General features: G+C 36.5%; 19 protein-coding genes. 6 read left to right on the forward strand and 13 right to left on the reverse strand.

Annotated elements, in window-relative coordinates; translation table 11 throughout:
- Window positions 1-112: 112 nt before the first annotated feature.
- On the reverse strand, window positions 113-4,552 hold the full coding sequence (locus MKZ17_RS18885; protein ID WP_340725251.1) for an S-layer homology domain-containing protein: 4,440 nt from the start codon (window positions 4,550-4,552) through the stop codon (window positions 113-115).
- A gap of 600 nt (window positions 4,553-5,152) precedes the next feature.
- Here MKZ17_RS18885 and MKZ17_RS18890 point away from each other — a divergent pair.
- Complete coding sequence (locus MKZ17_RS18890) at window positions 5,153-6,343, forward strand: CAP-associated domain-containing protein (protein ID WP_340725252.1); 1,191 nt, start codon at window positions 5,153-5,155, stop codon at window positions 6,341-6,343.
- Window positions 6,344-6,380: 37 nt separating this feature from the next.
- Here the strand turns inward: MKZ17_RS18890 and MKZ17_RS18895 are convergent, their stop codons facing one another.
- Window positions 6,381-7,061, reverse strand: a complete 681-nt coding sequence (locus tag MKZ17_RS18895; RefSeq protein WP_340725253.1) for a hypothetical protein — start codon at window positions 7,059-7,061, stop codon at window positions 6,381-6,383.
- Window positions 7,062-7,329: 268 nt separating this feature from the next.
- Between MKZ17_RS18895 and MKZ17_RS18900 the strand changes: the two genes are divergently transcribed.
- Entirely contained in the window at window positions 7,330-8,514 is a 1,185-nt protein-coding gene (locus MKZ17_RS18900) for a CaiB/BaiF CoA transferase family protein (protein WP_340725254.1), read from the forward strand.
- A 594-nt stretch (window positions 8,515-9,108) separates the two neighbouring features.
- Here the strand turns inward: MKZ17_RS18900 and MKZ17_RS18905 are convergent.
- The 3 genes from MKZ17_RS18905 to MKZ17_RS18915 all read right to left on the reverse strand — a co-directional run bounded on the left by MKZ17_RS18905 (window position 9,109) and on the right by MKZ17_RS18915 (window position 12,641).
- On the reverse strand, window positions 9,109-10,566 hold the full coding sequence (locus MKZ17_RS18905; RefSeq protein ID WP_340725255.1) for a Fe-S-cluster redox enzyme: 1,458 nt from the start codon (window positions 10,564-10,566) through the stop codon (window positions 9,109-9,111).
- 194 nt (window positions 10,567-10,760) lie between these two features.
- A complete protein-coding gene (locus tag MKZ17_RS18910) occupies window positions 10,761-11,279 on the reverse strand; it encodes a hypothetical protein (RefSeq protein ID WP_340725256.1) in 519 nt (172 codons plus the stop codon).
- Window positions 11,280-11,342: 63 nt separating this feature from the next.
- Window positions 11,343-12,641 carry an acetamidase/formamidase family protein gene (locus MKZ17_RS18915; RefSeq protein ID WP_340725584.1) on the reverse strand — a complete coding sequence of 433 codons (1,299 nt, stop codon included), beginning with the start codon at window positions 12,639-12,641 and terminating at the stop codon, window positions 11,343-11,345.
- 1,383 nt (window positions 12,642-14,024) lie between these two features.
- Here MKZ17_RS18915 and MKZ17_RS18920 point away from each other — a divergent pair.
- A protein-coding gene (locus MKZ17_RS18920) for an IS3 family transposase (RefSeq protein ID WP_340722512.1) occupies window positions 14,025-15,355 on the forward strand; the annotation gives its coding sequence in 2 pieces (ribosomal slippage) (window positions 14,025-14,400 and window positions 14,400-15,355; 1,332 coding nt in all).
- 100 nt (window positions 15,356-15,455) lie between these two features.
- Here MKZ17_RS18920 and MKZ17_RS18925 read toward each other — a convergent pair.
- Complete coding sequence (locus tag MKZ17_RS18925; protein ID WP_340725257.1) at window positions 15,456-16,787, reverse strand: FAD-dependent oxidoreductase; 1,332 nt, start codon at window positions 16,785-16,787, stop codon at window positions 15,456-15,458.
- A 172-nt stretch (window positions 16,788-16,959) separates the two neighbouring features.
- On the opposite strand from MKZ17_RS18925, the gene MKZ17_RS18930 reads away from it, so the two are divergent.
- Window positions 16,960-17,895 (forward strand): Gfo/Idh/MocA family protein, encoded by a 936-nt coding sequence (locus MKZ17_RS18930; RefSeq protein WP_340725258.1) that lies wholly within the window; start codon window positions 16,960-16,962, stop codon window positions 17,893-17,895.
- A 144-nt stretch (window positions 17,896-18,039) separates the two neighbouring features.
- A complete protein-coding gene (locus MKZ17_RS18935; protein WP_340725259.1) occupies window positions 18,040-19,641 on the forward strand; it encodes a gamma-glutamyltransferase family protein in 1,602 nt (533 codons plus the stop codon).
- A gap of 44 nt (window positions 19,642-19,685) precedes the next feature.
- Here MKZ17_RS18935 and MKZ17_RS18940 read toward each other — a convergent pair whose 3' ends face one another.
- Window positions 19,686-19,997 (reverse strand): DUF6509 family protein, encoded by a 312-nt coding sequence (locus MKZ17_RS18940; protein WP_340725260.1) that lies wholly within the window; start codon window positions 19,995-19,997, stop codon window positions 19,686-19,688.
- Window positions 19,998-20,123: 126 nt separating this feature from the next.
- Between MKZ17_RS18940 and MKZ17_RS18945 the strand changes: the two genes are divergently transcribed.
- Complete coding sequence (locus tag MKZ17_RS18945) at window positions 20,124-21,302, forward strand: alanyl-tRNA editing protein (protein ID WP_340725261.1); 1,179 nt, start codon at window positions 20,124-20,126, stop codon at window positions 21,300-21,302.
- Between the two features lie 36 nt (window positions 21,303-21,338).
- Here the strand turns inward: MKZ17_RS18945 and MKZ17_RS18950 are convergent, their stop codons facing one another.
- From MKZ17_RS18950 to MKZ17_RS18975, 6 genes are all read right to left on the reverse strand, one after another.
- Window positions 21,339-21,695 (reverse strand): rhodanese-like domain-containing protein, encoded by a 357-nt coding sequence (locus tag MKZ17_RS18950; RefSeq protein ID WP_340725262.1) that lies wholly within the window; start codon window positions 21,693-21,695, stop codon window positions 21,339-21,341.
- 113 nt (window positions 21,696-21,808) lie between these two features.
- Window positions 21,809-22,630, reverse strand: a complete 822-nt coding sequence (locus tag MKZ17_RS18955) for a metallophosphoesterase (protein WP_340725263.1) — start codon at window positions 22,628-22,630, stop codon at window positions 21,809-21,811.
- Between the two features lie 32 nt (window positions 22,631-22,662).
- On the reverse strand, window positions 22,663-23,334 hold the full coding sequence (locus MKZ17_RS18960; protein ID WP_340725264.1) for a hypothetical protein: 672 nt from the start codon (window positions 23,332-23,334) through the stop codon (window positions 22,663-22,665).
- Complete coding sequence (locus MKZ17_RS18965) at window positions 23,331-24,044, reverse strand: hypothetical protein (protein ID WP_340725265.1); 714 nt, start codon at window positions 24,042-24,044, stop codon at window positions 23,331-23,333. Before MKZ17_RS18965 ends, MKZ17_RS18960 begins: the two co-directional genes overlap by 4 nt.
- Window positions 24,028-24,897 carry an ABC transporter ATP-binding protein gene (locus tag MKZ17_RS18970; protein ID WP_340725266.1) on the reverse strand — a complete coding sequence of 290 codons (870 nt, stop codon included), beginning with the start codon at window positions 24,895-24,897 and terminating at the stop codon, window positions 24,028-24,030. Before MKZ17_RS18970 ends, MKZ17_RS18965 begins: the two co-directional genes overlap by 17 nt.
- A 3-nt stretch (window positions 24,898-24,900) precedes the next feature.
- Window positions 24,901-25,272, reverse strand: a complete 372-nt coding sequence (locus MKZ17_RS18975; protein ID WP_340725267.1) for a GntR family transcriptional regulator — start codon at window positions 25,270-25,272, stop codon at window positions 24,901-24,903.
- Window positions 25,273-25,556: the final 284 nt, after the last annotated feature.

Raw genomic sequence — 25,556 nt, forward strand, 5'->3', positions numbered from 1 at the left:
TAGTTTGTAAGAGTAGTGGCTATTAAAATTGTAAAAGAAAGTAAACAAGGCTCTACACAGCCGGAGCAATGTAGAACCCACTTAATTATAAGGTTAAATTCGAAGTTCAATACTAAAAGGTAATATTTAAATCATTACTAATTGATCTATATTTAATTTGTGTTCCTTCATTATTTGCCCAAATAATATTACCATACTTATCTATAGTAAATATGAAAATATTGTTACCTTTTGTAAATACAGGGGTGAAGTTTCCTGTTGGTGGCGGTGCTGTTAAATTAAGCGTAGCCTGTTTATCTGCAGGGGTATTCACTTGTGGTATCCCTGATCCGTACGCAAGAATATCATTATTTGGTGTATTCGGATTTTTGACTAAGTCCAGCACTAATTGCGGATTAACTGATGTTTTTGATGAATCTGTTACTGCATAATAGTAAGATTGATTTAATGTTAAATCTATATCTAAGTATACAATTGCTCGCATTGTATTCGATGCAGGGTAACTCACGGTACCAATATTTTTTCCAGTAAGAACAGCATCTTTAATCGTGCTTTGAACAAGGCCAGGCCAAGCATATTTACCAATATTATTTGTATCAAATCCGTTACGTCCTGCATAATCGTAAGCAATGTATTTATCATTCGGATCTTTTGTATCTAACATTGTCACCTTAATTGTCTGATTTGCAGTAATTAAATCCTTCGCTTTAATTACTAGTTTAGATTCTGAATTTGTTGTCGTCCCAACCGTATAACTTACAAATTTATAATCACTAGTAACATTACTTCCTGCACCATCTTCTATTTTTAAAATACTACTTAAATCAAATGTACCTGTTGCTGGGATTGAAGATTTATTATAAATCGATACATCCGCATCTGTTTTTCCTTCTTGACGCATAATTATTTCACTAAATGTAATCGTAAATGTTGAATCTGCATTATCGATTTCACCGTCGCGGTAAATAATTGCCTCATCAGATACTGTTGTTGGCGCACCTTTTCTAGACTTATCCGTAACAATTTTTGGTTTCGTTCCATCTGTATAGAATGTTGCCATCATTTTTTCACCATTTGGTTCAGTAGATGGGATTGGCGTAGAAGTCGTATCAGCACGATCAACAAGAGTAAAGTTTCCGAACGCATCAGATACAGCAATATACATACCATATTCTTCATGAGCTACTAGACCACTTACTTCTGGAGAAGGTGTTCCTTTCTCAAAACTAATATCTCCTTTATAATTTGATCCCCCAAATGTTTTAAATGTATTTAAATCAGATACACTTGAAGGAAGAGGCTTTAATGTACCATCTGGATTGAAGTAAGTTTTATTAAAAGTCACCGTTCCATCTGGATTTTTATTATACTTTCGAATAGGAATAACATGTAAAAACCCTGCCTCATCAACCTTTAAGTTTACATTAACTCTATCATCAAACCCATTAACTGAAGTTACCTTATACTCTTCTACTAACGGTGGTTTTGTATCCGCTACCAATGGTATTGATTTAATTTCTGAAAGTTGGCCAGATCGATCCTTTAAAACCATATAAATTGAGTAACTAATAAATGGATTTAAATTGGCCGGTTTTGCAATCGGAGGCAATTCACTTTTTCCTAACTCGGCTGGTCCTTTTTGGTTACTTAAACTTCCTGCAGAAATTACATACTCTTTATTATTAAAGTTATCTAAGAACTTTCCAGATTGGGAAGCTAAGCTTGGATCAAACTCATCTACAAAATCACGATTTGTAATCCCCTTAGCCGTAAAATCGTAATCCTTCGGTAAAATCATATAGTGATACGTACCAGCCTTATTCGTTTCAACTTCTACTAAATACTTATCTGTACCCGGTGTAAGTTTTGTAATATTTATTATAGGCTTTAAAGGGTCTTCGTGAATATATATTGCTTCATTACGTGGTACTGCATTATTCGGTATTGTGTCAACATTTTCAAAAGGATTCTCTGCCAAATCTTTTACACCTGGTAATACTGTTACTCGCAATGTATCACCCTTAACAAAACCTGTTATCGATGGAATTGTTAGACGTACTTTTGGAGTGGGGCCACCAATATAAACTACTTCTGAAGGTTTAATTTCCTTTTGACCCGTTACGTTAATAATACCTGTCCCTGATAAAACATAGTTATTAATATCTTCAGCTGTTTTTTTATCTAATTCCTCACTTACTGATAAATAAAAATAATTTTTATCAGTATTGGTATTATCATAAGTAAGTGCTTTATCCGAAACGAATGGATTAATTTCATCTGGCCCCTCGGAAGTAATCAATATTTCTTCCACAAGTCGACCTTTATTTCCCGAATCATCAACCATAACTGCAAAGATTTGATATTTTTGGTTTGGTCGAATTTCTTCTAGGGCTGGTTTAACACCGTGTTTATATTCTGTAATTGTAATAATCCCTGGGTCTGTCGCTTTACCATTACCCGTATGATTTTGAATAACATCATCTACTGTTGGTTTTGCTGCAGAAGTATCTGGACGAATATAGTAATAGTAAGTTCCGGCTTCGCTTGGCGTAATTTTAAATTGCACACGTTTTCCACCAAACATTTTGTCGCCAGGCTCTAACTTCAATGTCGGCGGCTTACTATCTACCGTCTTAAAGTCTTTATCCTTTTTATTTGATACGTTATCTGCACCGTCAATGACAATGGCATAAATCGTATATTCTGTTAATGACTCTAAATCCGTTACTTGGAACGTAACTGGCTCGTCCATGATGACTTTACCACTACCACTATGCTTTTTCCCGCCTGTTTTAATTTCATTAATTGATGGTGGCTTTAAGTCCGCTTTTTGCACAATATAATAGTACGTACCGTTTTCATTTGCAGTTAACGTCACATCCGCAACTGTCCCGCCCGCCTTAACATCTAATTGAAGAATTTCCGGAGATGTCACATCTGGAATCACCGTGTTATCAATTGGATCACGGTCCACTGGTTTACCATCCGAATCTTCAATCCATCCAATATTTGGATCATCTGTTTTATAATCATCAAAAATATCATTAACCGTTTTTCCTGGTGGAATAATCGCATTGTCGATTATTACATGATCACCAATATTCGTATAGCCATTGCTATTTGTTACGTAGTAGTATTCATACACACTATTTGTGTTAAAGAACACATTTTTTAACGTATTTTTGTATACGTATTTAATGTCGTTTTCGCCGAAGAACGTCACATTATAATCCGTGTCAACATACATCGCATTGACATCTGCATAAAGCTCCATATTCGTAACATCACCATTCACTGTTAAACGGTCAATATCATAATTTGATTTAACAAATGCACGATCACCTGAAATATATAAATTACGAATATCTGAGCTATCAAAATCAATGTATTGCTTAATATTCGCCATTCTCTCTTTGTATGGTTGTAAATGTGGTGGCTTGTTTGGATCTGGCTTGTCCTGTAACGTTTCATCATCGCTTGGATTTAAGAAATCTTCATTATTTGGTTCAGTTGGCTTATTCCAATCGATAAAACTGGCCATTGTACCAATACTTGCTACACGCACATTCTCAAGTGCTGCCAACGTGCGACGAGGCGCTGTTGCTACTTCAACACGACCCGTGAAATTAATATTTTTGAAGCGTAAATAGCTACCATTAATAATTAATTCCCCTGCAAATGATGTATAACTCCCATCTAGCGCTAATAATCTAGATGATGTCCCGCTCGCATTAATCGTTAATTTCGAAATGTTTGTTAATGTTGTACCTGAATATGTACCTTCAATGAACGCACCCTTTAAAATATTTTTATTGGATGCATTTAAAATACTACGTAAATGCGGCGCAATTGTATGTGCAACTCCATTAATGTAAATTTTGTCACCAGTTACGTCCCCTACTGTATATGTTGGATTTCCACGATCGGCATTTTCAGCACGCCAAATAAATGTTGCCATTTGCCCACGAGTTACCGTTTTAAATGGCTCAAACGTAACGATCGAAGTCCCCTTTGTAATATTTAAATCTAACATTGTTTGAATAAAATACGCATTCGGATGATCGCTCGAAACGTCCTTAAAGCCATGATTTAACTTCGTAGAAACGCCGAGCTTAAAGCCTAATGTTATAATCTTCGCCATTTGTGCACGGGTAATCGGCTCTTTTGGCTTAAATGTATTGTCTGGGAATCCATTAATTACCCCTGCTTCTACTAATGCCGCAATGTAACGATAATTCGAATTGCTCATTGGCACGTCTTTAAAACGAGGGTTTGATGGATTGGATATATTGACATTAAGCGTTTGTGCTAGCATTTTCGCTGCCTCTTCACGCGTAATTGCTTTATTTGGTTTAAATGTGCCGTCTGGATAACCGGATAAAATTTTACGGTTAACCAAATCCATGATCGGCTCAAAATAATCGGAATTTGGATTTAAATCGCTAAATGAGTAAGCATTCGTTGGCTGCGGCAATGCTACAATGACACCACTCGCTGCTAAAACTGTTGCTACTGTAGCTTTTGATAGCTTATGTGTTTTTTTCGAGTCCATTTAGACAATACCTCCTTTTTAAATTTGTGGATTTGAAACGGTTTTTCTGAAAGTTTTACGCTTTTTATATCGGCTAAAACTACTTGAAACTGTATAGAAAAAACAAATTGTTTTACTTTTTATGTAATGAAATTCTCTTTTTTATGAGTTTGCAATTTTCTTCCTAGCTTTCTACATTTCCGCTGAAAATATTGAGTATTTTCACCCCATTTCATTTATATCCCAATAAATTATGCCCTTTTGTAAAATTAAAGTCGAATTATCCTTATAAAATGAGTTAAATTACCTAGTTTAAAATGTCGAAAATGTGAATTTTTGATTCGATATAGTGGAAAACTTAATTTTATTATACTTTTTTCTATTTAACGTTATTAAATAAGTACTTTAATCAAAAATATCTTAACCACACAATATAATACATAAGAACAATAAAATGTATATACATTCATTTTATCTGTCGTTAACTAGTTCTATATTCCTTATTTATAAACTTACAGAACAAACGCAAGCTTTTTGCTCAAACGAGTTACATGAAATTTGTAGCCTATCATTATAAAATACTCTTCGTTAATTAAATAGAGAGACGAAGGGAAATGAACAATGAAAAAAGCTGGGTTAGTGGTGGCTACCATCATTCCTCTAATATTTAGTGCAAGTTTACTCGTTACAAATGCATCTTGGTCCAAAACATGGGAACCCTATTCAAATATACCAATCAATAAAGAATGGAAGATAACATTCAACCATGCAATTGCAGAGGAATCAATTGCATACAACGTCTACCTAGTAGATCAAAATAATACAAAGTTAGAGATCACAGCTTCTGCTTCAGGCAACGTTTTAAAGGTGAAACCAACTTCCGATTTAAACTATAATAGCCAATATAAAATTATCGTGACTAACAATTTAAAATCGACAAAGGGAAAAGCAATGAACCAAGAAATTACGATTCCATTTACTACGATGAAACAAACAGTAACAAAAGTTGAAACAACTAACGCGGTTAAAACATTTTCTTCTGAATACGATATGCTTTGGAAAATGCCTACGTCCGATTACAAGCAATTTCGCTTAGTTGGAACAAAAAATGACAATACCGTTGGTGGCTACGAAACTCGAACTGGTCAATCTATATTTGGTATTACAGTAGGTGACTCACGGGATTCAGTAAAAGCAAAATACGGTACACCCTTGAAAAGTATCCAAAAAAATAATGTGAGATATACACAAAACTATATTGATAAATATGAAAATGAAACGAGTGGAACATATTTAATCGATCAACACTACGTTACCTTTTTCTATGATGCACATCAAAACTATAAAATACGGTCAGTAACTTGGGTGAAGGCCCAAACTGAAATGTCGAAGCCAGGCTTTTTCGCGACACAAACTACCGGTTTACGCGATAGCTTCGAAAACTTAATGGTAGAATTAATTAACCAAGCCCGAGTAGCACAAGGATTGAACCCTTTAATATATACACCAGACAATAACCTAGTAGCACGTAAGCATAGTACAAGCATGGCTGAAAATAATTATTTCGGTCACGTCGATCTAAATGGTTTACGAGCTGGCGACCGTATGAAAAACGCTGGCATGAATTACAATTGGTGGGGCGAAAACTTAGCGTACGGTCAATATAGCGCAATCTATGCTCATGAAGCACTTATGAACTCCCTTGGTCATCGGGAAAATATTTTGCGAAAAGAATTTACACATATTTTTGTAGGGGTTAATTTCAACGATAAAAATCAGCCATACTTCACGATGAATTTTTACTCTTTATAAAATACAAGCTTCGGGACGATTCAGTCCTGAAGCTTTTTTATGGCGTTATAATAAACTCACTAATTTTTTCATCTAAAATAGTTGCTTCAAATGGGTACCAGTAATACGTTTCTCCGTCATAATGGAGGCTATAGCTATCTACAATCGGTCCCCCATGATAAAAAAGAAGATGATAATAATCTAGATTATGCTCCGTCCAATTTGGCTCAAACTCACGATCTTCCTGTCCTGCATTTAAGATTGATAACAGTGTTTGAATTGTTTCTTTGTTGTCAATTGTATTCATGTGCAGAAGCATTCCATCATCTAATTGCTGATATAGCTCTATTTTTATTACGGTTGTTTGATCCATTTCATCAAAACGGTTCCGCTCTTTTTCTGAATAAATTTGGTAGCCATTTATTTTATGGTCGCTTTTTACAGCAAATATCCCTTCCGTACCTTTCACTTCATAAATTTTAGTACCCTTTTCATGAAAGGCTGCATCCCCATTTTTAATTTTGTATGAGGAATTCGTGACATTTTCCGCTACTTTAAATTCCACAATGGATGCTACTTCACCTAAATCGGTTTCGGAGGTAATTTCCTTCGAGTAACTACCATAATAGGTTGTGTCGTTAAAGCGAACAAAATCAACCCAGTCGATTTCTGTATGCGTTTCGTTCAAGCAACCCGTTAGAATTAATGATAACGTCGCAAATAAAACCCATTTTTTCATTTTTTTTCGCCCCTTTTACACATTAGTCGCTTTATTTGTGTAAACGTTTCAGTTAATTTCTAGAACTCGTAAAAATTTCCTTCATTTTACTACTATAATTATCAGATAATTTTAACTATAATAGTATAAAGTGAATATCCATTCATTTCATTTTTTGCAATATTCTTATATGAAATTAAAAATACAACTGTTATAATACTGTTGTATACTTATTAATTCTGTAATATTACAGATTGTTTTTATCTACTTCAAAAAGGGGGATGGGATTATGACAATTTTAAACGGTTTAAAAGTACTTGATTTTTGTTCACTTTTACCGGGACCTTTTGCCACAATGATGTTTGCTGATTTAGGGGCCGATGTAATCCATATCGAATCAGAACGTCGTGTTGATTTGATGCGCATTATGCCACCATACGATGCAGATCGTGAATCTTACATTCATCAGCATTTAAATCGTTCAAAAAAATCACTGCAACTCGATTTAAAAACACCCGGTGGCATTGAGATTGTAAAAAAGCTTATTGCAGATTACGACATTGTCATTGAAGGATTCCGACCTGGAGTAATGAAGCGTCTTGGCATCGATTATGAAACGCTTAGAAAAATTAATCCGCGCCTTATTTATTGCGCCATTACAGGCTATGGACAAACAGGTCCATACGCCAATCGCCCAGGTCATGACAATAACTACTTATCTGTTGGCGGCGTGCTCGATCATTCACGTTTAAAGGATAAAAAACCTGTTGCAATGGGCATCCAAATTGCCGATATCGCCGGTGGTACAATGCATGCAGCAGTAGGGGTGCTCGCTGCCGCATTACACCGAGAAAAAACTGGGGAAGGTAAATTTATTGATGTTTCAATGACTGATGCAATGTTTGCTATGAACGCCTTATATGGGGCGCAATACTTTGGTAGCGGTCGTCCGCCACAGCCGGAGGAAGAAATTTTAAATGGTGGTACGTTTTACGACTATTATCGAACAAAGGATGGACGCTATTTCTCGGTTGGAAGCTTAGAACCTCAATTTCGTAAATTACTTTGTGAGGCACTCGAAATTCCAGAACTAATTGATAGTACCTTTAATGATTCTTCTTATACACAACAGCGTTTTAAAGAGGCGGTTCAAGATGCTTTTTGTTCAAAAACATTTGCGCAATGGCTCGAAATTTTCAACGAAGATTTCCATGGCTGTGTAGAGCCAGTCTTAACCTTTGATGAAGCATGTGAACATCCACAAATTCAAGCTCGCAACATGCTTGTAAATGTGCCAAAAGAAGATGGGTCAACGCAACAACAAATTGGAACCGCACTAAAAATTGATGGTGTCGAACCAACTTATCAATATGTTGGTGCAAAAATGGGTGCTCACTCCGAGGAAATTTTATTGCAATATGGCTATTCAAAAGAGGAAATTGAAGCACTGCGGGTACAAGGAGTATTAAAGTAACAATATAGGGGAAAGGACTTGAGGAAGAATTTTCTTTTGAATATAAATAGCTTTCGGGCATTCGGAATAGTTGGGCTGGGTATTGACGCGTAATAATGGATAAATCCCCTTGATTATAGGCCTTTTCTGAAGAGTTAATGGACAAGGGGAAATTATTGGACAATCAACTCAACTTATTAGACAATCTATTGCACTTAGAGGACAATTCGGCTTATTGGACATTTAATAAGGACTACTATCCTTAGACCTTCCAAGTAATAATAAAAAAGTGTATCAAAACAGCACTAATGAGCTTGTTTCGATACACCTTTTTTGTGCTTCACCCTACTGATACGAAGCTGTAGTAAATTCCAACGCCTAAACTTACCGAAAGCACGATACCTGCGCAGCTTAATAGAAATCCTTTTATCATCGTTCTCACTCCTTCTAATACAAAGTTTAATAGAAGGAGCTTTCCGTTAGCTGTGAAAAATTTCACAATAAAAGTAATAACTTTTTGATATTTGAGATCAATCAAAAATGGCACACTACACGACGAGACACTATGCCATTATTACATTCTTCACATCAAAACCTCATGAAATGGAATTTATTTTATACCTTTAATGTCATATGTTGTTCAATAAATTGTCGGAAATTTTGTAAATGTGACGGGATGAGTAAATATTTTTTATAAACGCTTAATAATTTTTCAACAATACTATCCTGCTCTGCATGAAATAATATTTTTAATAAGTTACAAATATGTTGCGATGACATTTCTGCGATCACATAGTAAGGGCCTTGTTTAATTAAGTATTCTGTTTGCCATGTCATTATCGATTCACGGATTCGTTGTGGGGTACCATCGACAAGTATGGCGATATTTTGTTGCACCATTGCTTCAATTTTATGCAGCTCCTGTTGCTCATTCTCTTTATTTACTAGCTCATAAATGACTGTACATGAAGCTAATTCATAATTTTTAATGAGCTTGAATGCGCGGTTAAATTGCCCCTCTTTGACAAGGGTATCGATCAGTACATAAAAAACATGCTCTAAATAATTCCCCTTATAGTCCTTTACTAATGCTCCCGGCTGAGGATTCATACTGCTCAATACATCCCCATATTCAACTACTAGCTCGATGGCATGGTCTGTTAAACGTTCATTTTCAATTAAATACTGGCCTTGCATAATAATATTTTGGCAATTTCTTTTAAACACTGCTTCTTGAAATAACATATAAGCTAATAATGTATTTTCCTTATCATTTAGTGCAAAAGGGCCCGTTGCCCAATTTTGTTGCAATGTTGAAATACATTTTCTTAACTTTAAAAAATGGCGTCGTCCACTTGTAAAGTGCGACCGAACATTGAATAAATGAAGCTGCTTAAGTGCAAAGGATTTAGGATTTTCATAATCAAGTTGTTGGATTAATTTATGTATAATTGTTGCCACACGATTCATAGTAAGTTGCTGCTGCAATTGGGTCTTGAAGATCGTCATAAGATCCACTGGTCGCTCCATTTTTTGAAGGGAAAATTGCAAAAATAAGGAATATAACTTTTTTGTATAAATTGTTTCCCAAAACGCCGAGTGCTCCGAATAAATTGGTTGAATTAAGTACCGTTCATTTACTTTAAAGACGCTAATTTTATCAAGACCTGTTGGTATAACTGGTGCACTAATCGGCTTTGCAAAAATAAATTCAACAATTTGTTCAAATTGTACTTCCCCGTGTAGAAGCAAAAAAGCAAATAGTTGCTGCCTATTTTGTGGATATTCAAAAAAATTTTTCATTTTTTCATTTGCTGTTTCAATATTAAAATTTGCTTCATGAAAAGAATCATAAAAAAATAAATTTACGTTGCCCCAATAATTTTTAAGCAATTGAAAACAAAAGCGTTCCGCTCGTTCCTGATCGACTAAAAACTCCGAACTATTGAGCGTTTCTCCCCATAGCATTTCACGAGGGGGCTGTTGATTTTTTACACTCAATGCTTTTTCTAATATCTCACCTGTTTGTCCATTTGTCCGTTGAAAGAGCTGCTCATCAAAGAAAAGCAACAATTGAATTCCCCCTTCAATCTTTTCCCATCTCTGTTTTCAAATATAGCAAAGTTTTGAAGTTTATGAAAAGTCCTTTTCACTTAACTATAAACTAAACGATAGTATATATTTTGCTCACAATCAAAAAAGCATAACTTCATCCTCTTGAATTTACGCTTAAAATGGTCCCTCAAAAGGATGCGGTATGCTTAGATTTATGCCATTTCTACAACGTTTGTTGCAATAATTTTTGTGGGGTTTGCTTGAGCTGGAATGCTTCTAGTTGTTGCTCCATGAAAAACGAATAATAATCTTCCAGCGAGGTTTTTCACATCGACACGCTTTCCTTGTAAATCCACAATTTCAGTCGCTTCATTTACATGTAGCTTTAATTTAAGCTGTTCACTATAAAGTCTTTCATCAAATGCGCCAACCGAAACCTCTCCCTTTTTATTATATTGATCAAAAATGACTAAAAGGGGAGTTATTTGTAGTGGATGAATCATTGGTAAAGGGTTACGTGAATCCACATATGCTATAATTTTTCCCTTTACAGGAATTGCAGAAACACCTATTAGTTGACCGTCCTTTGTCACAATTGGTGTGTTTGCCGTAATTTTTAGTACAACGTTCTTACTATCATCCCGCTCACTGACCGTTTCAATCATGCCTACACCAGATTGTACGCTAATTGAGTTGACCAGTGATTCTATTTTTTTCATAAATAGTTGCATAGCATCATCCCCTCTACTTCTCTTAAAATTAATCCCGAAAAGTAGTTATTTTATAAAAACCAATTAGCAATCATATTGACGTTTAATAGGTTTTAATATTCTCGCCTTTTTCAGGATTGTTTTAGGCATTTGCATTGTCGCTGTTACAACACCAGGGTGGCGACCAATTTCAATGGAGCCTGTTATTGTCGCTCGGTTTTTCACTTCATCAATGGATAACTCAAATAGTTTAGCCGCACGTTCCAGTGCATTATCCGTTGCCTCATTTAATGTCGCACCACTTCCGACGATCGATAATGGATAGCTATCTTCTATTTGCTTCACACCATATTCTTCCGCCAAATCTCTAGCAATGCGTTTTTCTTCCTTCGTAAAAGGCTTTGCTGTATAGGGTAAATCCTCCAAGTTCGGTAATAAAATTGGTCCCTCAAGATTCACTTTTTTCAAAACGCTTACTTGTAGCTGCACGATGCCTGCAACATCTGTTGTATGGCCTGCAATTTCACCATCACCTTGCATTGCGTGCATATCCCCAACATACACACCTCCACCAGCCACTTTTACTGGACAAATTAACACTGCGCCTTCACGTACGCGACTTATATCCATGTGACCGTCTGTTCGGTGAATGTGTAATTCATCCTCAGTCATTGTATATTCATGAGGTGCACCGATTAAAAATGTTCCAAAATCACCTGCATTATGTGAATCAGGCATTGCTTTAGAAGGGGTTGTACCAAGCTGACCTACGAATGGACGCATTCTTGCTATAACCCCGATTAAATCACTTGGTGCGAATGCCGTTATCGGATTTTGCACTGAATTTTCTGGTGTACGCATAAAGTTTTTTGCGTTTTGAGCAATACGTCGAGCTGTCTCTTTTCCTACCGTTAAACCTATATCACCCTTTGGATGAAAAGTCATTGTATAACCGTTCGCTAATTTAAATGGTGATGTGTCTGTTCCACAAGTTGCACAGCGTACAGATTCCTGTCCAATACCCTGTACGACCGTTTGTGGGTGAAGCTTACCACAGCCAGGACATTTTACCTTTACGAAAGGATCTCCAATAAAACGATCTCCTTGCGCTTCATCCGTTCCAGAAGAAGTTGCAATCGACGTCACTTGTATCGATTTAATTTGGATAATTAGTGCATCTCCCACTTCTGCGCCCTCAACATAGACAGGCTTTGTCACTTCATGTCCACCACGAATAGCAGGTGTAATCATCGGTCCCCAACAACCTGGTGCTGTGTTCGCAATAATTGTCCCTCCGTCTTTAAGGGGACCAAGCATTGCGTTCTGTGGATTTAATACACCATCTGTAAACTCATTGACAAATAAAGTTTCCACTGCCTGTATTGGCGGTTCTTCTATAAGTACAGTATGTTCCTGTACCTCTGTACTTGGTTGGAGTATCGGAGATTGTTCTTTTAACATCTTAAGCCCTCATTTCTTGATCAAATTTTTAATCAATACTTCCGAATAGACAAAATCTATAAAAATAAAATATTCAAAACAATTTCTACCTTTATTATACAATTTTCTACATATGGATTACGATAGGATTTCTAACAAAGTCAAAACATTTGCACTATTTGATAATGAACTATTGAAGGAGAGTTTTTGGGAACGCTAACACTGTAGGGATAGAGCAAATAGTAAAGCAGGTTAACAAAACTTATAAATTATCTTCTTATCAAGAAGTTTACTGGAGAGGAATTGGCAGAATCTGTCGTATCAAAACAACAACAACCTGCTATACAGCTAAAAATAGTTACCAAACATTTGTCTCTAATTTTGAAACACTATTAGCACATATGAACAATGCTATTGTATGCCCCTTTAATAAGATGAATGCTCAACTTTTTTACCAATTTTAGCAACATGTCAATCAAGTAAGATCTACCTAAAATAAAACAATTTGATTGTTAATACCGTATCTTACCATATTATTATAAGTATTTATATTTGAATTTCCAGTTGATTGACTATCAATTGCTTACATTAACACGAAATAATTATATTAAAATAATATATAAGATGTATAATTATTAGTAAAATTGAATACAATCACACCCCCTTCCCACCCCTGTAAATTACATGTATAAATTCGCAATAGAATGTATAAACATAGGCACCCTATTGCTGAAAATGAACTTTTTATAAATTTATGTTTATATTTTACAATTTCCTCGTTTATATTTTAAAGATTCATAGTTGTATTAAAAGGCTCAATCCTCACATTAGTAATAATTGATTATTTAATTGTATTTCAGCTGATGCTTCGTATTGCATTGTTATACATGTCATCTTTTTGTTATGCAATCTACATATGATGACAGACATGAAGTGAACAAATCTCCTCTAAAACCTTTAAATAGAAGGTTTCGGAGAGTTTCTTATACTTTACATATCATTTACAGTTTTGTTAAAAACGTATTTTTGTTATATTTTTGCGGTATAGTAAATACAAGTTCAAAAGAGTAATTGACGTTCGCACATTATTCCACCTAACAGAAAGTCCGAGCTGTTAGAATGTGTAAACAAAAATTGTTCAACTTTATTTGAACCATTTGACTAACACCTCTTTCATAAATTAAACAAAGAAGCCTGGCATAATATTGAACTGAACCCCGAATAGTAGACACTTTAGAAAAAAGTGACCTATTCGGGGTTTTTTCTATTTTCATTCCTAGAAATCCCCGTTATACTGACCATACGATTTAAGAACGGGAGAACATCATGAGTAAAATAATTTTTAACGAACATCAACGTCGACAAATTGAACAGAATCCAAATGTCGTTTTGATAACCGATCGATCTATTCAATATACAGTAGCTTTCAAATTAAAAGCTGTTCAAGAAAATCTAAAAGGCAAAGGGCCTACCGAAATCTTCAAAGCTGCAGGCTTTGATTTAGAAATCATCGGGATTAAAAAAGTTCAAAGTGCTGTTCATAGGTGGAAGAAAATTTATCAAACATACGGTGAGGATGGTTTTACACAAGAGCGTCGTGGAAAAGGCAGTACAGGTCGCCCACGTGCCGAAAAATTATCAGCTGATAAAAAGTTAGAGAAAGCAGAAGCTCGTATTCATCTATTGGAAGCAGAGCTAGCGCTCTTAAAAAAGCTCGACGAAATGGAAAGGCAGGCGAAGAAGAATCGTTTTTAACACCCAAAGAAAAATATCAAGCAATCAGTGAAACGATTCGATTATTTCAACTCAAAAATATGACACGGTATCTTTGTGAAGTAGCAAATGTCAGCTCGAGTGGTTACTATAAATGGCGACAAAATATGGAGAAACATTCATTACGTGAAGAAGCTGATTATCAAGATTATCTTTTACTAAAAGTAATCTATGATGAAGCAAAAGGCAAAATTGGTTATCGAGGGTTTTATATGGAACTGGTGGACCAATTAGGGAAACCGATGAACCATAAAAAAATTCTTCGATTGATGCGTAAATTTAATTTGTATGCGAAGGTTCGTCGTGCCAATCCTTATCGACTTATAGAAAAAGCGAATGAAGCACATCGTCAAATTCCAAATTACTTAAATCGGGCATTCAAACAAGACGAGCCAGGAAAAGTCTTCTTAACAGACATTACCTATCTCCAATATAAGGGTGGCCGTACGGCTTATTTATCATGTGTAAAAGATGTCGCAACAAGAGAAATCGTTGCGTATAAACTAGCTACTACTCTTAAATTGTCGATTGTTTATGAAACACTTGAACAATTAAAACATCATTTGGATGGGAATCTTCATCCGGAAGCAATGATTCATTCGGATCAGGGGTTTCATTATACGCATCCAGGATTTCAGAAGCTTGTGAAAGACATGGGGTTAAAACAATCTATGTCACGTCGAGGAAACTGTCTAGATAATGCGCCAATGGAATCGTTCTTTGGTCATTTTAAAGATGAAGTCGATTATCATGAAGCTGAAAGTTTCACGGAGCTACATACACAAGTCATTGACTATATCACGCATTACAACCACACAAGAAAGCAATGGACATTAAAAAAGATGACTCCGGCGAGTTACCGAAGTCATCTAATCGCAGCCTAATTAAATGGCTATCTTGTTTTTTATTAAACTGTCTACAAAATAGGGTTCAGTTCATATTTTACGCCTGGCTTCTTTGTTTTTAATTTAAGTTTCACTTATTTTATTCTTTTCTCCCAAAACGTTTCGGTGCTTGCATAAGTACATCCCATACCCCACTAAATGGAGGTGCATATGCTAAGTCTAAATTTAATAGCTCCTCAAAGGTCATTTCATTATATAGCGCTGTGGCAAAAACATCGATTCGCTTATCAACACCGTTTTGGCCAACAATTTGTACTCCAAGTAACTTACGACTTTGTTGCTCAACAAGCATACGAATTTTCATTGGTCGTGCATTTGGATAATAGCTCGCAATATCATTAGCCTCATATACAATTGCCTCGACAACTGCATTTAACTTATCGGCATCGATATTATTCAAGCCGGTCATGCCAATTTGTAAATCAAAAAATTTTAAGATCGATGTACCAACAATCCCCTTAAATTTTTGATCAAAGCCGACAATATTTAACCCAGCTATACGCCCTTGTTTATTGGCAGTAGTTCCAAGGGGTAAATAATCAACCTGCTTCTTTATACGATGATAATGAGATGCACAATCCCCTGCTGCATAAACATTCGTAATAGATGTTTCCATTCTTTCATTAACGATTAATGCACCGTTTTCTAGTTTTGCAAAGCCTTCTGCAAATTGCGTATTTGGACGCACTCCTGCGGCTACGATCACGACATCTGTCATATAGGTTCCTGTTTTTGTTTGAACACTTTCGACAAAATCTGTGCCATCAAAGCCTACAACCGATTCATTCAATAATACTTCAATCCCATTCTTAATTGCCTCATCATAAACAAGCTGCGCAAGCTCATAATCAAGCGCCTTCATTAGCTGGTTCCCTTGCTGAATAATCCTCACTTCAAGTCCACGCTCGCGCATTGTCTCTGCAACTTCTAAACCAATATAGCCTCCACCAATAATCGTTACATGCTTGGCGGAAGGAAGCTCCGCCATTAAAGTGTCCATTTCAGGAATCGTCTTTACATGATGAACCCCTTTCAACTGTTTATATTTTTTAAAGGGCATCGTTGGTGCTGCTCCAGTTGCAATTAGTAAACAATCATACATAAATTCAAACGGCTCTCGACTATTAACATCCAATCCGTACACCGTTTGTAGTTTCGTATCGATTGCTGTTACCTCATGAAAAATACGAGCATCAATTCCATACTTCGAACGGAATTCCTCTACATCTCGAGCAATAAGCGTAGTTGTATCACGTACTTTTCCATTAATGACATACGGTAATCCACATTGTCCGTATGAATAAATCTCGCCCTTTTCTAATACGAGCACCTGAGCAGCATTATTATTACGTACAATTTCCATCGCAGCACTCATACCTGCTGCGTCTCCTCCAATAATAATAACTTTCATTTTAATCACTCCTTATTAAAACATTCCCTATTTATGAACTATTTTTCATTTTTTATAATTGAAATTCCAACTTTTTATTGGACGACTACAAATTTTACAATGTTTCCTATTTCATAAAATATGCTACACTAACTATCAGAATAATCCCACATTTAAAGGAGCTATAGCAAATATGACAAAAACAACAATAGGTATTATTGGTACAGGTGTTGTTGGTGAACGCATCATTAACCAAGCATTACAAAATGAAAACTATGAAATTGCAGCTATTTTCGATGAAAATAAAGAACGCTTAACACTGCTTGCAGAAAAGTATAGCGTACGTAAAGTAGAAAGCTTACAACAATTGCTGTCACTAAAGCCTGATTGGGTATACATTGGTACCCCTCCTGTTAGTCATGCCCCACTTGCAGAAGAAATTGCTAAGCATGGCTTACATATTTTATCTGAAAAACCACTGGCACATGATGCTACAGACGGAGAAACAATGGTGAAGGTGGCAGCAGATGCGAAGATCAAATCGGCAATGCACTTCCCACTCATGTATGGTGCGGCTGTACATCAACTAAAAAAAGAGCTTGCCGAAGAAATGGGCGATATTACGCGCATCGAGCTCCATACATATTTCCCTGAATGGCCACGTAAATGGCAGCAAAATCCTTGGATTGCATCACGTGAGCAGGGTGGATTCATTCGTGAGATTTTCCCACATTACTTACAGTTAACACATCATCTATTTGGTGAGATTACTATTTTAGCGCACGAAACGACATATCCAGAAAATGTAGAATTATGCGAAACCGGCGTTACGGCTCTAGCAAAAACAGTAGGTGGAATTCCGATTGTAATTAATGGGCTCTCAACAATTGGTCAGGAAGAGCGTATCGATTACAAAATTTTTGGAACAAAGAAAGTTGTTACATTACGAAACTGGTCTCAAGTCTGGACGAGCAATGCGTATGAAGCAGAAATAGAAATTATACCAGAGGGCGCACCGCAAACAATGCTTGAAGCTTGTCGTAACCTACTTTTAGATGAAGAAGCGTTCGTCGTAACATTTGAAGAAGGATTAAAAGTTCAACGTTGGGTGGATGAGCTATTAAAGTAAATTGCACTAAACTCTAGATTAAAAGATAAAGAGACACTTTTAAGGAGTTAAAGACAAATTCATTTCTTAAATCATAATTTATGCGTAAAACCAATATAGCCGTAATATTCTAATAGTTAAATAGCTTTTAAGGGGGATTTTTATATGGATTTTTTAAACTATCCGTTTGCAAGTAAACGAAATACAGTCATTGCAAACCGTGGCATGGTCGCTACATCACAACCACTTGCGGCTCAAGCAGGGCTTGATATATTGAAAAAAGGTGGCAACGCAGTCGACGCGGCCATTGCAACCGCTGCGGCACTTACAGTCGTTGAACCAACATCAAATGGTATCGGTGGTGATGCTTTTGCGCTCGTTTGGATGAAAGAAGAACTATTCGGGTTAAATGCTTCAGGTCCATCTGCGAAAAGTATTTCAAAGGAAGCTTTAGCTGAGCGTGGCTTCGATAAAATACCGATGCATGGTGTCATCCCTGTAACTGTTCCAGGAGCCCCTTCCGCATGGGTTGCTCTTTCAAAGCGCTTCGGTAAATTGCCATTAACAGAAGTGCTAGCACCTGCTATCTCCTATGCAGAAGAAGGGTATCCAATTTCCGTTACACTCGGTCAAAACTGGCAAAATGGGTACAAAAAATATAAAACTACATTAACGTCAAAGGAATTTGATGCATGGTTCGATACGTTTTCCATCAATGGGCGTATGCCAGAAATTGGCGAAGTTTGGCGATCACCTGGGCATGCCGATACACTACGCAAAATTGCAGAAACAAACGGGGAAGCGTTTTATAAAGGTGAGATCGCAGACAAAATTGAGGATTTCATGAAACAACATAACGGCTTTATTTCAAAAGAGGATTTAGCAAGCTATAAGCCAGAGTGGGTAGAACCTATAAAAGTGCACTACAAAGGTTATGATGTGTGGGAAATTCCTCCGAACGGACAAGGAATCGTTGCACAAATGGCTTTAAACATTTACAAGCAAGCAGATCCAAAATGGCAGGACGCAGACACACTACATCAGCAAATCGAGGCTATGAAAATTGCTTACACGGATGGAAAGGCCTTCGTAACAGAGCGGAATCAAATGCCTGTAAAGGTGGAAACATTACTTTCTCCTGCTTACGGTGAGTCCCGTTTTTCAGAAATTACTGATACAGCACTAGAACCGAAGCCATTTGACATTCCAAAAGGTGGAACTGTTTATTTAGCAACAGCTGACGCAGAAGGAAACATGGTATCCTTTATACAAAGTAACTATATGGGCTTTGGATCTGGTATTGTCATTCCTGAGACGGGTGTGGCCCTACAAAATCGAGGCTATGATTTTTCACTTGATGAACAGCATCCAAACTTCCTACAGCCAAGCAAGCGTACTTATCATACAATTATTCCAGGCTTCTTAACAAAGGATGACAAGGCGGTCGGTCCATTTGGTGTGATGGGCGGTTATATGCAACCACAGGGGCATTTCCAAGTCGTTACAAATACGATTGATTTCCATTTAAATCCACAAGCGGCACTTGATATGCCAAGATGGCAGTGGATGGGCGAAAAACGAATTGATGTCGAACCACATTTTCCAAATTATTTAATACAGGCGCTTGAACGCAAAGGTCATAACATCCATGTAACGGTAGATGGAGGTAGTTTCGGTCGTGGACAAATAATTTGGCGTGATCAAAAAACAGGCGTACTTTATGGAGGCACAGAGCCTCGAACAGATGGTTCAATTGCAGCTTGGTAAATGTCAAAAGGGCAACCTCCTATGGTTGCCCTTTAACATAATCATTATTCTACTTCAGCTTGTTCTTCTGCATCCGCTACTAATTGCTCTTTACAAAAGGCTAAAATCATTGCCTCTTCCTCTTCTTCTAAAGCAAAATCAAAATATTCATTATTCGCCTTATCCATAATGTAATAGTTCATAATACGGACATTTTCTTCAATAACACCAACAATTGCACGAATTTCAATACCCGCAGCAGAATATAGTTCATCCTCTTCGTCTACTTCCACATCTATTAAAAACTCATAGCGTTTACCTTCAATAATATTGGTCGGATCTAAAATTTCTTCAATTGAAAATTGTGTAATATTCATTTTCTTGCTCCCTCCAGGACATCTTCTATTTAATCATAATCAAAAAAACGCAGTCGTCAACCAATAGCGAATTCCCGTGACAGAAATCTCTCACTATGCCAAACTAAACATAAGGAGTGATCGAAGTTGAAAAAATTACTTTATTATGTCGATGCGATGCAAAAAGAGTTTACAGCAAATGTTGTAAAAACAGGAAAAGAAGCAGACCGTTCCTATATCGTACTCGATAACACAGCGTTTTATCCAACAGGTGGTGGACAACCTCATGATACTGGCTGGATTAATACTATCGAAATTATCGATGTCGAAAAGGTAGAGGATGAAATTCGGCATTATTCGCACGAAGACGTGGAGAATATTTCCGGGGAAATTACAGGAAAACTAAATTGGACGCGTCGTTTTGATCATATGCAACAACATGCTGGTCAGCATATTTTAACGGCGGCTTTTGTCGAATTATTAAACATACCTACTGTTAGCTTCCATTTAGGTACTGACCTTGTAACCATTGATTTAGATGTAGCAGATGTAACAGAAGAACAATTGCAAGCTGTAGAGAACCGTGCCAATGATATTATTTTAGAAAATCGCACAATTGAAACAAAGTGGGTAACAAAGGACGAGTTGGCTCAGTTTAACTTACGTAAAGATGTCAAAGTGGAAGAAGATATTCGCTTAGTCATTATTCCAGATTTTGATTACAATGGCTGTGGAGGTACGCATCCAACATCAACAGGACAAGTTGGTCTTTTAAAAATTTTAGCTACTGAAAAAATAAAGCAGCAAATCCGAATTCACTTTATATGTGGAAATCGTGTACGGAAGCAACTTGCCATGCGAAAACAAGTACTGACAGATGTTGCACGCCAATTAAGTGTCCCAGAGGAAAATGCGGCAGAGGCGTTACGTAAATTTGCACAAACTGCAAAAGCAACCGAAAAAAGCTTAGCTGAATTACAAGATGAATTACTAATTTTTGAGGCAAAAGAATTAGCAAAACAGTCCATTCCTATTGCCTATTTTACAAATCGTTCAATCCAGCAACTTCAAAAACTAGCACGTTTTATTACGCAAGAAAATCCAGCAGCTATTGCTCTTTTAGTTGCCGACAATGGCGAGAAACTACAGTTCGTGGCAGCACGTGGCAGTGAACAAACCCAGTCAATGAAAGCTATTTCTACAGCTGTCCTTCCACTTATCAATGGGAAAGGCGGGGGCAATGATGCACTTGTTCAAGGGGGCGGAGAAAAGGTCGTTTCAGCCGAGCAACTTTTAAGGTCCATGGAAAAGGTAATCTCTTCATAAAAAAATAGGGGAAGATTTGCTCTTCTCCTACTTTTTTTACCCCGCTCGTAACGCGTTCATGCCTCGTCGCACATTCGTAACATCTGTATAGCCTAGTTTTACAAGCTCTTTACATGCTTGGTTGCTTCGAACACCGCTCTGGCAAATAACCACAATTGGCCTGTCCTTGGGCAAATCCCCTAAATATGCACCGCGTGGACGATTAATAAAATTTGGAATATGTGCTTCTTTATATTCCTTTACCGTTCGTACATCAACGAAAACATAGCGTTCATCATTGAGTAACGGTTGTAATTCCTTTGTCGTAATATACTTTACACCTTTCGTCGGCATAAAACGGTACGTCATTACAATGATTAATAGAATCGCAATGAGCGTAATAATTCCTTCCATGTCGAATAGCTCCTTGTATGCATTTTCTCTATTTTACGATACGAATGGCGGGCAAGCTATTTTGAAGTATTGAAAATAGCTTGCCTCAAAAAAAACGCCACTTTTGTGACGTTTTAATAAGATTTACTCTTTAATTCCATAACAACAATTTCTGGTAAATTAAAAATTCTAAACGGAAAAACGCTATTTCCAAGACCACGACTAATGACCATTTTCGTATCATTTTCTTCAAACGTACCTGCCGTATATTTTGGTAGAGCCCCTTGAGATGGCGCAACCAACCCTCCAATAAATGGCAGTCTTATTTGTCCACCATGAGCATGTCCTGTAAAAATAACATCTAGCTCTTTTTGTACATACATATCAAACTGCTCTGGTCGATGAGATAAAAGCATTGTAAAAAGATTGCTCTCTACATGTTGCATTGCTTCATCAATCGAAACATCCACAGATTGCCCCATTAACGGATCCTCGATACCGGCAATAGCGATACGTTCCCCGTCACGCTCTAATACTACTGCATCATTCGGTAACACGTGAACACCTAAATCAATCAGCGCTGCATAAATTTCATCTACCTTGTTTAGCGCAACCTCATGATTTCCAATCACGTAATAAACATCCGCAATAGCAACAAACTGCTTCACAGCTTGTAAACTATTTTCTAAATCATAGCGTCTACTATCAATTAAATCCCCTGTTACAAAAATAACATCCGGGTTTGTAGCACGTACTTTTTTTACTAAGCGAGATTGGTTTTCCCCAAACGTCGCATCATGCAAATCTGTCACTTGCGTAATGCGATACCCATCAAAGCTGGCTGGTACGTTTGATGACTCATGCATAAGCTCTGTCGTAACGAGCCAATGATTATTAATATATAAAAACCCATAAACTATCACTATAAAAACGAGTAACCTTCTTAACTTTTTCACCATAGTCGCTCAATTCATCATTAACTCGCGAGCTAGTAACTCCACCCACTATTATCAATGATATTGAAGTGTCTCGGAACATTCAAGTGTAAAATGCGAAGTCCGATGAAATCCTGATGAGGACCTTGATTTTGAAATTGATACATGGTCATACGTAGGGACTGCACTTTTACAAAGGTTGTTGGGTTTTCTATATATAACTTTTCATCTCGTAATTCAACTATAGGTTGCTGTACTTTATCCGATAAATTTATTCCATCGTAATATAAGGGTGTTTCATAATAAGAAGCGACAATCTCATTTGACTTCGAATCATTCCACTCAATCACTATACGTGTATCAAAACTATTGTCGCCTCGTACCACTTCAAGGTCAGGTGTGTTCACTTCAATGGTTTTAGAAAACTTTAGCAACGAACGTTCTAAGTTTTCATAATTACGAAGTTCTATTTCGTTACTCAACTTGTTATTAAATTCAATTTGCTTTTGTAACACTTGTTCGGATGGAAATTTTACTGCCTTATCTTGTAGTACAACAATTCCTATAACGGAAATTAAAGCGATTGAAAAATAAGCGATGCTTATGAAGAGCGTATGTTTCGGTCTCCAAATCGTCACTTTCTTTAAAAGCAATCCAATCCCCATCAATACTAAGACAATGAAAATTACCACTACTAACACCGGTAATAACGAAATTATACTCATCGGCGAATCACCTCGTTTTGCTTTCTACAAATAATCGTTAACCCCCAAAGAATTATTAAATAGAATAAGCTTCGCATGTTAATCGTACCAACATCTGTAGTAAATAAAAAAACAAAGAAGTCCTCTACCTGTATGGCTAGTAAAGCAAATACGCCAAGTACTGCAATAAAACCGACTTTCGAAACATCATAAAGGGATTTTAAGAAATAACCAACTGTACTTGCTAATAAGATAACGATAAAAAATAGAAACAGTATGGATGGATCTATGCCTAATTGAAATAGCTTAATTCCTTTATCATCTAATAGAATCTTTATAAAAAATAAAATAACAGTCGTACATAGTGCAGAAACAATCGTATATAATGCTAGCAGTATTAAAAGGATAAAGCTAGAAACCGTTTCTTGTACATTTGTATTTGGGATTGAGTAGCTTTGGTTGAGAAATGGCTTTGCAGCTAATGACCAACCTAATAAGAACAGCATAAAAATACTTACTATAAAAACAAATTCTAGACCATAAATGCTTTCTTGGATCTCTAAAGAACTACTCCCTCCCCAACGATTAGCTGATCCGTTATAAAAAGTTAACAAGCCAAATATAAAGTGTACAATAATGACCGTACTAAACATTGAGTTATACACTTTGCACTTCCATTTTACTTGTTCAATAACGTGTTCCTTTGTACTTATTTTAACGATAGATGTCATCGACTGTTCCCTCCCGTTCATTCGTTATATATTTGCATACCTCACTAGCTGATAAAGCTTGCTGTTGAATCCCGTGAGGAAGCTCTTTTGGTGCTTGTTGAACAACTACTTCATAAAACGGGGGATTATCATTGATTGCGAGTACACCTAGCTGATCTACAAGCGGTACCATTACGTCCTTTTGCCCAATAAGCTTTACTGCAAGTTGTTCTACTTCCTCCACGGGTGCAAATAAGGCTACGCTTCCATTGTGAAGGAGTAAAATATCTTCGATTAAATGCTCTAGCTCATTCAAATAATGACTAGATAAAATAATCAATCGCGGATATTCGATATATTCCTTTAAAATGACACGGTACATATCATCTCGAATGGCTTCATCTAACCCGTTCATTGGTTCATCTAACAACGTTATCGCACTGCGTGATGCTAATCCATAAATTAAGTTAAAGGCTGCCTTCTGTCCTTTAGAAAGCTGATAATGGTAGCCTCTTTCAGAAATACCAACATAACGGAGAAGCTTCAGTGCTAATTCTTTTTCAAAGTTTAGATAAAATTTCGGTGCGGCATTGATTAGCTCTCCTATTGTTAATACATTCGGAAAAGTCATCGTTTCTTCAATAAAAATCGTATTCGCTGCAACAGTTAAATTTTGGTAAGGGTTTTGATTAATGACTTCTAACTGCCCACTAGAAAGCTTCATATACCCTGCTAATAAACGTAGCAATGTCGATTTCCCCACACCATTCCGTCCAATTAACCCCACAATTTTTGGCTCACCTATTTCAAAGGAAATATCCGTTAAAATCGCCTTTTTACCATATTTTTTTTCTAAGCCCTTACATAGAATCATTACCTACACCTCCTTTTGAATGTGTTTAATCAATTCAAGTAAATCTTCATCTGATACAGCTAACCGTTTTGCTTCTAGCACAATTTCCTGCGCCATTTTCGTTAATGTTTCATTGCGTCGTGTTGCTAAAATCTTTTGCTTTGCATCCGTAACAACAAACATACCAAGTCCCCTCTTTTTATATAAGATTTCTTTTTCAACTAAGATAGTTAAGCCTTTCCCCGCTGTGGCAGGGTTAATGTTGAATATTTCAGCAAGCTGATATTGGGAATAAACTTTACCATCGGGAAGTAATCGATCAGCAAGTATTTCATTCTCCAGCCATTCTGTAATTTGTAAATAAATTGGCGTTGTATTTTTTGTATGTAAATCCAAAATAAAGCCTCCCTTCAGACGGACTTCATTAGTACATTAGTGTTGTAATGTACTATATTTTAAAAACACCTTTTTGTCAATAAATTCAGAAAAAACTATCCACAATTCATACTTATCCACAAAGTTATCCACTTTTCATTCAGTTATTCACAATTTACACACGCTTTTTCAACAGGTTATTAAAAAGTTACCCACAATTTTTGTTGTATTTCTTTTTCAACATAACTTTTCCCCATTTTTATTCCCAACAAAAAACATCCAGTAAGCTATTTACTTACCGGATG

Origin of the sequence: Solibacillus sp. FSL R7-0682, from assembly GCF_038005985.1 — a bacterium.
Lineage (GTDB): Bacteria > Bacillota > Bacilli > Bacillales_A > Planococcaceae > Solibacillus.